The 12868-nt window shown below is 40.3% G+C and carries 9 protein-coding genes and 1 pseudogene; 6 read left to right on the top strand and 4 right to left on the bottom strand.

Features of this window, described 5'->3' with window-relative positions; translation table 11 throughout:
* Window positions 1–102: 102 nt before the first annotated feature.
* Window positions 103–1110, bottom strand: a complete 1008-nt coding sequence (locus tag HWQ37_RS33860; RefSeq protein ID WP_292755691.1) for an aldo/keto reductase — start codon at window positions 1108–1110, stop codon at window positions 103–105.
* Between the two features lie 114 nt (window positions 1111–1224).
* Between HWQ37_RS33860 and HWQ37_RS33855 the strand changes: the two genes are divergently transcribed.
* The 6 genes from HWQ37_RS33855 to HWQ37_RS33830 all read left to right on the top strand — a co-directional run bounded on the left by HWQ37_RS33855 (window position 1225) and on the right by HWQ37_RS33830 (window position 9255).
* Window positions 1225–1356, top strand: a complete 132-nt coding sequence (locus HWQ37_RS33855; RefSeq protein WP_292755689.1) for a hypothetical protein — start codon at window positions 1225–1227, stop codon at window positions 1354–1356.
* Window positions 1357–1388: 32 nt separating this feature from the next.
* Entirely contained in the window at window positions 1389–1601 is a 213-nt protein-coding gene (locus HWQ37_RS33850) for a hypothetical protein (RefSeq protein ID WP_292755687.1), read from the top strand.
* A 531-nt stretch (window positions 1602–2132) separates the two neighbouring features.
* Window positions 2133–3464 carry a P-loop NTPase fold protein gene (locus tag HWQ37_RS33845; protein WP_292755686.1) on the top strand — a complete coding sequence of 444 codons (1332 nt, stop codon included), beginning with the start codon at window positions 2133–2135 and terminating at the stop codon, window positions 3462–3464.
* A complete protein-coding gene (locus HWQ37_RS33840; RefSeq protein WP_292755685.1) occupies window positions 3440–8611 on the top strand; it encodes a WD40 domain-containing protein in 5172 nt (1723 codons plus the stop codon). The genes HWQ37_RS33845 and HWQ37_RS33840 overlap by 25 nt, the downstream gene beginning before the upstream one ends.
* Before the next feature lie 63 nt (window positions 8612–8674).
* Window positions 8675–8905, top strand: coding sequence for a DUF433 domain-containing protein (locus HWQ37_RS33835; protein ID WP_292755684.1), 231 nt, complete (start codon window positions 8675–8677; stop codon window positions 8903–8905).
* Entirely contained in the window at window positions 8902–9255 is a 354-nt protein-coding gene (locus HWQ37_RS33830; RefSeq protein WP_292755683.1) for a DUF5615 family PIN-like protein, read from the top strand. Before HWQ37_RS33835 ends, HWQ37_RS33830 begins: the two co-directional genes overlap by 4 nt.
* 98 nt (window positions 9256–9353) lie before the next feature.
* On the opposite strand, the gene HWQ37_RS33825 is transcribed toward HWQ37_RS33830, so the two are convergent.
* From HWQ37_RS33825 to HWQ37_RS33815, 3 genes and pseudogenes are all read right to left on the bottom strand, one after another.
* Window positions 9354–11654: a dynamin family protein gene (locus tag HWQ37_RS33825; protein WP_292755681.1), complete on the bottom strand. Its 2301-nt coding sequence runs from the start codon at window positions 11652–11654 to the stop codon at window positions 9354–9356.
* Between the two features lie 11 nt (window positions 11655–11665).
* Window positions 11666–12445, bottom strand: coding sequence for a hypothetical protein (locus HWQ37_RS33820; protein WP_292755679.1), 780 nt, complete (start codon window positions 12443–12445; stop codon window positions 11666–11668).
* 7 nt (window positions 12446–12452) lie between these two features.
* Window positions 12453–12868: pseudogene (locus HWQ37_RS33815) on the bottom strand (hypothetical protein); the annotation flags it as partial.

Here is a 12868-nt window from a genome sequence, read left to right as displayed (position 1 = left end):
TCTTGATTCTGACTCCTGTTAGCGATAGCGGGGCGTTTAGCCCATTCTGAATTCTGAATTCTGACTCCTGAATTCTTCTTCAAATTCAGCGACGTTAAAATTTCACTTAGTTTGAAAGATATTTTGTACCATTTTTTTGTCTGTATTCGCTGCCGCCTTATCTAACTCTGCAATCTCACCAGCGTCTAATTGCCAACCCAACGCACCAAGATTTTCCTTCGCTTGTTCGACACTCTTTGCACCAGGGATAGGGATAGTTCCTTTACAGATACACCAATTAATTGCTACCTGTGACATGGTTTTGTTTCTGAATTGTGCCACCTCTCGCAAACATTCTAAAAGCGATTTGCCAGCAGAAGCCGTTCCACCTCTACCCATTCCTGATAATATTTGCTTAAATAACAAACCTCGAATGCCTTTAGGTAAAGCGCCTTGCTCAGAGTATTTTCCTGTCAGTAGTCCCAAAGCTAGAGGGCTATAGGCAATCAATTTAATGTCCAACTCATCACAAAGGTCTTTCAGCTTGAGTTGGGTGACAGGATATGTAGACAACAGAGAGTATTGAACTTGCAAAGTTGCAATAGGAACGCCTCGTTCCGCAAACTTTTTTTGCACTCGCTTCAGCCGTTTTGGCCCATAATTGGATAATCCTACTCCCTTGACCAGCCCTTGCTCATACAAATCAGCAAGACCATCTAAAAGTCCCTCCTCTTGCCAAGGAGCATAGTTTGCTGTTGACCAATGCATCTGTACCAAATCGACATTTCTTCCCAAGCGTTGAGCAGATGACTGGCAAGCCCTTACCATTGATTGACGTGTCCATCTCCACGGGTAAGCAGCAAGTTTAGTTGCAATACAAATATTTTCTTTGCCTGAACCTAGATATTCTCGGTTAAATCGTCCCAGAAGTAACTCACTCCGACCATTCAATCTCCCAGTTCCGTAAGAGTCACCTGTATCAAATAAAGTTACACCGTTGCTTACACAAAGGTTAAAGACAGCTTGCAACTGCTCATCCATACTTTCGTCATATCCCCAAAGCAGTTGGTTGCCCCAAGCCCAAGTGCCGCAGCCCATGCTTGGGAGTGAGAGTTTTTGGAGAGTCTGCATCTTTGCTGTTTGTAGATTGCCTTATTAATTATCAGGCATACATAGCAGAATTCAGAACTAACAAAGCACATAGTAAAGCTGACACAAGAACAGCATCAACAATTAGTTGAAATAGTGAAAAAAGGAAAAGCAACGGCGCGAATGATTTGTCGGGCGCACACTTTACTCCTGGCTTCGTCAGGTGGAACAGATGAAGCGATCGCTAAAATTCTACACATAACATCTAACTCTATGGCTACTCCTTAGCGCACTGGACGACCAAAGATGAGAATGACATATTGAGTCTGCCAGCGATCGCAAATTTTATCCACATTCACACCGCAGGGCGATCGCATATATTCCAACAATGCCCAAATCGTTTGTTTTCCTGGTTAGTCCTAGATACTTCAGAGGTTGTCACTCTGAATGCAAAGGCTGTCATCAATAAAATCGTGCTGATTTCAGAACGAGAAGCAAAATTCAGTCAAAAAGTTACTCTGAACTCAAGTTGACTTCACTAGCGTTTTTGTTAAAAGCTTTATTTAACAAGGATTGTAGATTATTCTCTTGTAAAATTGGCGAAAGCTCGTTCATAAATCAAGCTGATTATGAGTTCAGAGAGCGACAAAATTGTACTTAATAGTACCTTTTTTTTTGTTAGATATTTTTATTATTCATAAGAGTACCTTATTAAATATTAGATATTTCTGCTCTTTGTACTTATAGTAGTACTTTTGCTTACTTTAACTAAGGGACTGACAAATAAAAAAATATCCAATTAATTCTTGTGGGGTGGGCATCTTGCCCGCACTATAGACTAGGCGCTCATGTTGCCCACCCCACAATATTGGATAATTTATTTCTTGGAGTTCCCTAAAACATCACCATTAATATGTGCTATATCGAACATAGATATAAACAATTATCCTGAATGCTGCTAGTTTAGTTAGTAGTTTGATTAAAATAAGGCATAAATTACCTAAAATCAATATATTTATCTAGTAAATTTTTGCGTCCCCATTCCTGAGTGAACTTGATTAGTTATGCTCCTAGATTTAGAAAGATTTTATCAGGCTTGCAATCCGAGCAGACCTCTAATTATAGGAAACCCTAGCGATCGCAGGTACTATATCGATTTTGCTGCGGTGCGGGGTGGCAAAATCATCGAAGCTTTGCAGCGCACGATCGCTAGAATATCGCCGGATATCCCAACCTGTCAACTATTTACCGGACATCTCGGCTGTGGAAAATCAACAGAGTTGTTGCGCCTGAAAGCTGAGTTAGAAGTGCAGCAATTTCATGTAGTTTACTTTGAGTCTACCCATGTCTTAGAAATGGCCGATGTGGATGTTACCGATATTTTGTTGGCGATTGCTGGACAGGTGAGTGAAAGCCTAGAAGCGATGAAAATTAGGCTCAAACCTACCTACTTTACCAAGTTGTTTAGCGAAATTGTCGATTTTCTGCAAACGCCAATTGACCTTGGGGTAGAAGCAGAGTTGTCTGTGGGGATTGCCAAAATTACCGCGAAAACTAAAGAAAGTCCCCAATTGCGGCGGCGGTTAAGAGATTATCTAGAACCACGAACCGCAAATATTTTACAGTCAATTAATCAAGAATTGCTAGAACGTGCCACCAAGGAACTGAAAACCAGGGGTAAAAAAGGACTGGTGGTGATTGTTGATAACTTGGATAGAGTTGCAATTCGACCTTTACCATCGGGGCGATCGCTGCCAGAATATTTATTTATTCAGCGTGGCGAACAATTACGCAAACTGAATTGTCATGTAGTCTACACTATTCCTCTAGCCCTGACTTTCTCTAACGATAGCGCCGAACTCCAGCATCGTTTGGGCGGTGGAGTTGCACCAAAAGTTTTACCGATGATACCTGTGCGTTTGCGCTCTGGCGAGATTTTTCCCCAAGGGCTAGCAATGATGCGGCAAATGGTGCTAGCTAGAGCTTTTCCAGACATTTTACCTAGCGATCGGTTAGGCTTAATTACAGAGGTGTTTGATAGTCTGGAAACCTTAGATCGATTGTGCCTGATGAGTGGTGGTCATGTGCGCGACTTACTGGGTTTACTGTTTGACTGTCTGCGAGAACAAGATCCACCCTTTGAACGGGAATGTGTCGAATTGGTGATTCAAAGACAGCGAGATTACCGAGCTAACGCCATCGACCCCCATGAGTGGGAATTAATCTTTCAGGTGGTGCAACAGCAACGAGTTAGAGGTGATATAGAATACCATACCCTTTTGCGAAGTCTATTTGTATTTGAGTACCGCGATCATCAGGGAGCTTGGTTTGCCGTCAACCCAGTTTTAGCAGAGACAGAAAAATTTAAGTCATGGTTGAAGGACACACACAAGTAGATATAACAGCAGCTAATGAGCGGGCTTTACGGAGTCTGGGGAGAGCAATTACCCTTTCGAGCGGTCAATTTTCCCTAGTTTTGGTGTGCTGCAATTATCGAGTTTTGCAAGAGCGAATGCTGCAACGACTCGAAGAACTCTCTTCAGGAGTACACCATATTCAAAAGGTAATTCTACCGCATAATGCCAGAAGTCTTTACACAAGTATTCATTTACAACTCTTAACCGAAGCTAATCCGCCATCGGCGTTGATGATTTTGGGTTTAGAGTCAGTAGATGGACTCGACGATTTACTGAGTTCTATCAATCATATTCGGGATGAATTTCGCAAACGTCACTCATTTCCGATGATTGTGTGGGTGAACGAGGAAATATTGCAAAAGGTAGCCCGTTTAGCACCAGATTTTGCTAGTTGGGCGGCGACACCGATTCGGTTTGAGATGACAACTCAATCACTGCTGGAATTTTTGCAACAGGAAACTGACTCTTTATTTGCCACGGTGTTACTAAACGATACTACACAACATCAACCGCCTCAAGTTGCCAAGCATTATTCCACTGTCGAGCAAGTCTGGGAGCATAGCTATGAACTCCACTTTGCGATTAAAGAGTTACACAATCGTGGTATTACCTTAGAGCCAGAATTACACGCTAGTTTAGAATTTGTTTTTGGTCTAGATAATTATATTAGCGATCGCATCAATACAGGTTTAAGCCATTTTCAGCAAAGCTTACAAGTTTGGGAAAAGTTGGCAGAGAGCGGGGAAGCAGGGGAAATCAATTCAAAATTCAAAATTCAAAATTCAAAATTGAATAAAAAGACTGAGGGAGATGAGGGGGTATTTTCTTCGTCTACGCCTCCTAATCGTCCATCACCCCTACTGCTGCGACAGGGAATTTTGCTGTTTTATATTGGGTTGTGTTATTGCCGTTTTGCAGAGCAAAATCAAATAGAAAACCGCCGCCATTGGTATACTGCTAAATCTTATTTTCAGCAATGCTTGAATATTTTGCAGGTAGCTGGGCGTTTAGATATAGTTGCTGGATTTATTAATCAACTCGCTGAGGTTTTGCAATATCTGCAAGAGTGGGAAGAATTGCAGACAGTTGCTCAAAAGTCTCTGGAGTTACATCAAACTTATGGTAGTCAAATCCAATTAGCTTGTGACTACGGTTTTTTGGCGCAAGTGGCTGTACAGCAGTCGCGGTGGGTACAGGCGAGTATTTTAGCACACGTATCACTGCTGAAATTAGGTGAGGCGCAAAAGCAGAATGACCCTTATAACTGCTTATTTCCATTATTATTGGCGCAAATTTACTATTTAGTTTTAGCGAAAGCACAGCGAAATTTAGGCGAGCTAGAAGTTGCTCGTGAATACTTAGATAAGGCAACAAAAGACCTATCAGCAGCTTTAGAAAGTAGCGCCCATCAATACGATGCCCATCGTTATATTCGCTTATTGCGGAGACTGCGATCGCTATATTTTGAAGAAGGGCGATATCTAGAAGCCTATTACATTCGACAGAAACGGCGTTCTGTTGAGCAGCAGTACGGTTTTCGGGCTTTTATTGGGGCTGGACGTTTGCAACCCCAAAGACAGGCGACAAACCCAGCGTTAATGTCACCTTCAGGGAGTAGCAGCGTTGCTTTAGAAATTGCGGCTTCTGGTCGAGAGCGTGATATTAATAACTTAATTGGCAGAATTAGCCGCGCCGATCAAAAGTTGACGGTGATTCACGGTCAATCGGGCGTGGGTAAGAGTTCTACTGTCACGGCGGGTTTAGTTCCAGCCCTGCAAAATCGAGCCATTGGCGATCAAATAGCCGTACCTGTGGTACTGCAAGTTTATACCGATTGGGCGCGGGAATTAGGAAAATCTTTAAGTGAGGCGATGTCTAGTGACGCATCCCTGGCGATTTACGCTGATATTAAGCCAGAAGTAGCCATTGAATCGGAGGCTGTACCTTACTCTGCCACACCGTTTACTATCGGTAGTATTCTACAACAACTCCAAGAAAATGCCGATCGCCATTTGATTACAGTTTTAATTTTCGACCAATTTGAAGAATTTTTCTTTGGTTCTAGCGATCGCAATAAAAAGCAAGAGTTTGATAAATTTATTAGCGATTGTCTCAATATACCCTTTGTCAAAGTCATCCTTTCCTTGCGAGAAGATTATTTACATCGGTTGTTAGACTTTAAACATCTTTCGGCACTGGAAGCGATTAATAATAATATTCTCGACAAGCATATTCGCTATCAGTTAAATAATTTTTCGCCGGAATATGCGAAAGCAATTATCCAAAAATTGACCGAGCGATCGCAGTTTAATTTAGAACCTGCTTTAATTGATGCCTTAATCGAAGATTTATCCACAGAATTTGGAGAAGTCCGCCCCATCGAATTACAAGTTGTGGGAGCGCAAATTCAAGATGAGCGCATTACTACCTTAGAAGAATATCAACCATATAGACCAAACAAACTCATCGAAAGATATATTAAGGAACTGATTAAAGACTGCGGACCAGAAAATGAACGAGCCGCGTTACTCGTTTTATACTTATTAACAGATGAAAGTAACAACCGACCTTTTAAAACTCGTGCTGAGTTAGCGGCGCAGCTATCAGAGTTAGAAGATGCTGACAAATTAGAGTTAGTATTAGAAATTTTAGTCCGCTCCGGTTTAGTGGTACTATTCCCTGATGTACCAGAACGCTATCAACTGATTCACGATTATTTAGTAGACTTGATTCGCTACTTACAACAACAAGAATCTAGCTTACAAGTACAACTAAATCAGTTGCGCTATAAAGTAGAACAAAGTAAAGCTGAGATTGAGCGACTTAAGAGCGAACTTAGCCAGAATAAGCAGCGTTCCAAATTGGTAGCTCCTCATCCCCAACCGGGATTAGACTTATTAACAGAATTGCGAGAATTACACAAGCGGGAAGAATTAAGTCAGTTAGAAATTGAGCAATTACGAGCTGAACTCAAAGAAAAAGAGCTAACAGCTAAACTCGCAGAAAGTCAAAAGCAACAAAGACTTAGTGAAGCTCAATTAAATCGTTCCCTAAAAATTGCCCTGACTGCTTCCGTTCTTGCCATATTGGGATTAAGTGTTTCCATCGTCACAGCAGTAGATAGCGAAATTAAAACCCTCAGTGCATCCAGTGAAGCCCTCTTTGCTTCCCAAAAAGGTATTGATGCTTTAAAAGAAGCTTTAAAAGCGGGGAGAAAATTACAACAAACAATCTGGGTAGATTCCTATACAAGAGAGCAAGTACAGACGGCGCTTTATCAAGCAGTTTCCGGGGTAAGAGAATATAACCGTTTGGACGGGCATATATCTGGGGTAAATAGTGCTACATTTAGCAGCGATCGCTCTTTAATTGCCTCAGCCAGTGCGGATAATACAATCAAACTCTGGCATCCTGATGGTAGCTTGGTTAAAACCTTGACAGGGCATGAGGATGTGGTTAATAGCGTCAGTTTCAGCCCAGATAGTCAAATCGTGGCTTCCGCCAGTCAAGACAAAACGGTGAAACTTTGGAGTCGAGAAGGTCAACTGCTGGCTACTTTATTAGGACATCAGGGTGTGGTGAATAGTGCTAGTTTCAGCCCAGATGGCCAGATTATTGCTTCAGCGAGTACAGACAAAACAGTGAAACTGTGGAATCGGGATGGTAAGCTGCTCAAAACTTTGCAGGGACATAATGGTGCAGTTTTGAGTGTCGCTTGGTCAAACGATGGTCAAACCTTAGCTTCTGGGAGTGCTGACAAGACGGTGAAACTGTGGAATCGGGATGGTAAACTACTCAAAACCTTGCAAGGACATGAAGATGCAGTCAAAAGTGTAGCTTGGTCGCCCGATGGAAAAGCGATCGCTTCTGCTAGTTTAGACCAGACAATCAAACTGTGGAATCTGGGCGGGAAGCTACTGCGAACCTTATCGGGGCATAGTGCTGGAGTTACCAGCGTCAGTTTTAGCCCCGATGGTAACACGATCGCTTCCGCAAGTACCGATGAGACAATCAAACTTTGGAGTTCTGAAGGTGTGCTGCTAGGAACCCTGAAAGGACATAACAATTGGGTAAATAGCGTCAGTTTTAGCCCAGATGGTCGCACCCTTGCTTCCGCCAGTCGGGACAAAACTATTAAACTTTGGCATTGGGACGATGTGCTATTACGAAAGCCCAAAGCCGATAATGATGATTGGATAACTAGCATCAGTTTTAGTCCAGGCGATCGCACCTTAGCAGCCGCGAGTCGAGACAAAACTGTAAAACTTTTCAGTCGTGATGGCAAACTACTCCGTACATTCACAGGGCATCAGGGTCAAGTTTGGGGCGTAGCTTGGTCGCCCGATGGTCAAGTAATTGCCTCGGCTAGTAAAGATAAAACAGTAAAACTTTGGAGTGCTGACGGTCAACTGCTCAACACCTTACAGAGTCATAATGATACCGTATTGGGTGTAGCTTGGTCGCCTGATGGTCAAGTAATTGCCTCGGCTAGTAAAGATAAAACAGTAAAACTTTGGAGTCGTAACGGTAAACTAATCACCACCTTAAAGGGACATCAAGAAGCGGTGAATTGGGTAAGCTTTAGCCCTGATGGGAAGTTGCTAGCCTCGGCCAGTGATGATAAAACCGTGAAAATTTGGAGTATAGAGGGTAAATTGCTATATACCTTAACAGGTCATAGCCGCCGGGTAAATGGCGTGGCTTGGTCGCCTGATGGTCAAAATATTGCCTCAGTGAGTATTGATAGCACGGTGAAGATTTGGAACCGAGAAGGGACATTGCTAAATAATCTCACAGGCGATGGCGATAGTTTTATCAGTGTCAGTTTTAGCCCCGATGGTAAGACTCTGGCAGCTAGCAGTGATGACAAAGTGAGGATTTGGAACCGAGAAGGGACGTTGCTGATTGCTTTGAAAGGCGATAAAGATGAGTTAACCAGCGTCAGTTTCAGCCATAACAGCAAGACTTTGGCTGCGGGTAGTGGCAATGGCACTGTAATTTTCCGAAATTTGGCAGATATCCAACTAGAAAATCTACTGGCGCGGGGTTGCGATTTACTACATGATTATTTGCAGACTAACCAGAAGGTAATTAACAGCGATCGCGCCTTGTGTTCTGGTAGGTGATGTAGAAGAATGTTGAAAGCAGTTATATATTAAATTAATCATCTATCCAAATAATCCTAACTCATGCAAAAAATCGTATCCGATCCAAAAATAATGATGGGCAAACCTGTCATTTCAGGAACTCGTATTACAGTTGAGTTAATTCTCGAAAAGCTTGCTGCGGGTGAAACATCTCAGCAAATACTCGAAGCACATCCGCGACTTAGCGATGAAGGAATTAAAGCAGCTTTGGCATTTGCGGCTCAAGCTTTGCGTTCTGATGTGGTTTATCCAACCATTGAGAAAGCTTCTTGAAGTTTTTAGGAGACGAAAATTTAGATTGGCAAATCGTTGAACGTCTACGGCTAGATGGTCACGAAGCTTTGTATGTTGTGGAAATGCAACCAGGAATTCCTGACGATGAAGTTTTGAACTTGGCTAATAATGAAAGTGCAATTTTATTGACATCAGATAAAGATTTTGGTGAGTTAGTTTTCCGTTTGTGTCGAATTGCAGCAGGTGTGGTGTTAATTCGATTATTCGGTTTATCTTCAAATGATAGAGCAGAAATTATTGCCAATGCCATTAATGAACACGCAGATGAATTATTAGGAGCTTTTACTGTTATTTCATCTAAAAGTATTCGCATTCGTAAAATAACGTAAATTTTAGATGCGATTGGAGATGGAATGAACAGTGTGATCTGTTAAACTTCAACAATCATAGGATGCGATGTCTACGACGGTCTACGCCTATGCACTTCTTACATTCGAGTCTTTTTTAATGCAGTAGATAATTGGCGCAAGCGATCGCTAACTTCTAAGTTAGACTCTTGCGATCGCAATTCTGGCGGTATCTCTGCCAACAAAAGCGGATTTTCTTGCAACCATTCATTATGGGCAATCCCCGTCCATGTGCCTTCCTTTTCTCTAAAACTATCAATCAAGCCATTGAGTTCTTGAATGCAGTACGATTCAAAACCTGCTGCTTCAAAAATTGCAGCACGCAAGTATTCTTCAAAAACATTGATATCATTTTCAACTTCAAATGTTACATCGTCTTGGGGAGATTTAAATTCGCTGGAAACATCTATAGTAATTTGTGTGACAACATTAATAATCGGTGCTACGATTCCTTTTATTCCTAAAACTTGTTGCCTTATCTCAGGATTATAGAGTAATTTATAACCATATTTTGCGTATCTTTTGAGGACTTGAAAAGCGGCTTCTTCTCCCGTGTAATAGTTATCAACTATTTCAATGTCTACACCAAGACTCTTAGCAATTTTATCGCGGGCATCGCTATTAAGTGGAGCGCGAATTAATACTTCTGCTACTGGACGGGCAAAACGTAAAAATAGGACACTTAAGCTATTTTCTAGCTTAGATAAAAAGTATTCTTCCGATTTTTCAATTAATCTTTCTTTTACTTCCTTACTGCCCCATAATAAGCTTGTCATATATTCGACTAAATTTAATGCCTCATCTTTCAATTCCAGAGCGAGTTGTCGGGCTATAGAAGATAAAAGCTTGCTAATGTCGCCATATAAATCTTCACGCCAAGCGAAATTAGCTTTCATGCGGTCAAACTGTGGGAATGAGTTGGCAGCAAAGATAATATCTTTTTTTATAAATACTTCTGCTTTCAGTTTTTGGATTTCACTGGCGACAATTTGTAGATATCTCTCTTTAAATTTTGCGAGGCTGGTTGCAGAATTAGCCGTTAAATTATCGAGAGAGTTATTAGCAACAGAAGAGTCATAAAATTTTTGGAGATCAGCTTTCTTCTCTTCCCATCTATAATTCCACCATTCGCTAAACAAAACTCGTCTACGGTCTTCTTCAAAGCGTTTTGCTTCTTCAGGGTTTTCAGAATAACGTTTGCTAACTAATTTATAAATTTCTTCCGAGGTAGTTAAGATTGTATTTATAGAAGCCTCGCATCTCTTTTTTAATATAAATACACGTTCAGTATTAATATAATTAAATATTTTTTCTTTTATTTCTGGAATTCCAGTACCTTTCTTATTTAAAGTTTCATCATCGATAATTCCAGTTAATCTTTTTAACTGGGCTTGGATATTACTTGTATCACCAATCTCTAACCTTGTCTGTTCTCCAGCTAATCCATTCAAAAGTAGATATGCTCCCGCCGAACCATATATAATACGTTCCCGTGGAAGTTTGGCACGTTTAAACCAATCTTGAGATGCTTCTTCAATATGAGTTTTAAGTGCTTCTGGAGTAGCTAAGGAGTCAATACGACTTAAAAATACAAAAAGTTTATCAGCAACGGTAATGTTTTTATCACCAAGTTCTGTGAATTTGATGATTTCTAGTTCCTTCTCTCTCAGGCTAGTAAAACGCTGTACTAATATTACAGCATCGCAATCTGACAGCATTTCCTTGGCTTCATCAACGTGCTTTGCTAAACCTGAATCTAAACCAGGAACATCATAAAATACAATACCTTCAGCTTGGGCAAGTTTGTTAGTATAAAGTCTCGCTTCTAAAACAGCATGAGCATACTTTTCATCTGCTACATACTTCTTAAGTGATTCCCTGATATCGTCTAAACGAGTAAATGGAAAAGTCCGATTACCTTCTCTTCTTACTTGCTGCAAAGTAATTTCATTTTCTCGGATAGTTTTGATATCTTCTTGGGCTTTTGCTGTTTCAAGCTCGTTTAATAAATTGATAAATTGTTCTTCCGTTTTCGCTTGTACTTCAAGCTTTTGCTCGGTGTCATTTTCAACCGAATAAATTTGCGTTGTTGTAAATGTACACCTTCCTCCCTTGGCTGGAAGTAAATCGCATTCTAACCAGGCATTAATAAAAGTACTTTTCCCCGCTTTTTCTAAACCGACAACTGCAATGCGAAACTCTCGCTTTTTCAGCCTTTCAAGTTGACGACGGGCTGGTTCTGCTTCTTGTAAAAGTATTGCTTTTAATTGAGATGGAATTTCGGCTTGAGGTAAATTAGCTAAATTAACCGCGTGTCTCTGTACGTTTAGAGCTTCACTTAAACGAGCCTCATAGTAAGAAGATGCTGTTTTCCAATCCATTTGAAGGCTCCTTATACACGGTTAAATTTTTCTAAGCCAGATAAATCTCCAAGACAAGCTAATTGTTTAACAACTCCTTGACGGTGAGATGGTAGATTTCTCTTTAAAATATATGGAACTGTCTTATCAAGCATTTCTTGTCCATCAGCAATATGAATTCTGACGTAAACTTCTCTTCGTTCGCCAACAGTTAAAATATTTTCCTCTATCAAATCTAGACGCTGTTTTACTAATTCAGCATCAGCAACTTTTGTACAAAGAAAATAGGAGGCATTATCTATGAGGTTTTCGATTTCATCAGCATCGATTGGATATTGCTCTTTTAATTTATTTACTACGTAGGCAGGTACAACAAGACACAAAGCTACAGTGAGTGATTGTTGAGTAGGTGCTAAAGGTTGTAAAGATACAGCTACCGATTGTTGTATATTTTTGGCATTACCTCCTCTTTCTTTATTTTTTCGCCTTTGAATAAATTGAATATATCCAATTGAGCCAACAAGTAGACAAGCTACTACTACAATTAAAAAAAGTTCTTTGGTGTCAGAATTGAAAAGTTTAGGCATTGCTCTAAATGGGTTATTTGATAGACTATCAAGAATTACTTGGTCATCATGTTTTGTTGCTGATTCTGTAATACCGTATCTATTACTAATATATTCGGCCTTTTCGGGTTCATTATCAAGTATTATGTACAACACCTTATGTAAAACCCCACAGTCTAAATCTTTTATGCAAGGATATACATAATAAAAAACATCATCTAAATCTTGTAAATAACGATTTACCACTTTTAATCTAAAGCTCCTCTTTTAAGGATTGTCCTAAATTGTTAAAATCTTCCATAAGACTTATAGCTTTTTGTTGCATAGGTTGCCAGACATTTTTTTGCATCTCATAATCTATAGTAATCTCTCTGTGTGCTGTATCAAGCCTTTCTTCATAACGGTCAAGAATGTCCTTTTGAATTTTATCTACATTTTTTTTTACGCAACCACTCTGTTGTAAAAACCAACTTGCAATTTCTTTTACTATTTCCAGTTCTGCCTGTTTCGCCTGAACTTGCCAACCAATTAATAAATCTTCTATGCTAGGAATTGTGGCATTATCACTAGAACGAGTTTTATATTCAGTTTCGTAATATGTTTTTTTGCCAAGCCATAATGTATACCAAGTCTTTTTCGTTTTTGCAACTTGAATTGGCTCTTGCCAAG

The organism is Nostoc sp. NMS4, assembly GCF_017115095.1.
Lineage (GTDB): Bacteria > Cyanobacteriota > Cyanobacteriia > Cyanobacteriales > Nostocaceae > Nostoc.
The sequence above is the reverse complement of the archived record's forward strand: the minus strand, read 5'-3'. Positions and strand labels throughout refer to the sequence as shown.

Bases quoted from the DNA above. Each gene is read 5' to 3' on its own strand.
- HWQ37_RS33860 (WP_292755691.1), bottom strand. From the start codon at position 1,110: ATGCAGACTCTCCAAAAACTCTCACTCCCAAGCATGGGCTGCGGCACT.
- HWQ37_RS33845 (WP_292755686.1), top strand. From the start codon at position 2,133: ATGCTCCTAGATTTAGAAAGATTTTATCAGGCTTGCAATCCGAGCAGA.
- HWQ37_RS33840 (WP_292755685.1), top strand. From the start codon at position 3,440: ATGGTTGAAGGACACACACAAGTAGATATAACAGCAGCTAATGAGCGG.
- HWQ37_RS33835 (WP_292755684.1), top strand. From the start codon at position 8,675: ATGCAAAAAATCGTATCCGATCCAAAAATAATGATGGGCAAACCTGTC.
- HWQ37_RS33825 (WP_292755681.1), bottom strand. From the start codon at position 11,654: ATGGATTGGAAAACAGCATCTTCTTACTATGAGGCTCGTTTAAGTGAA.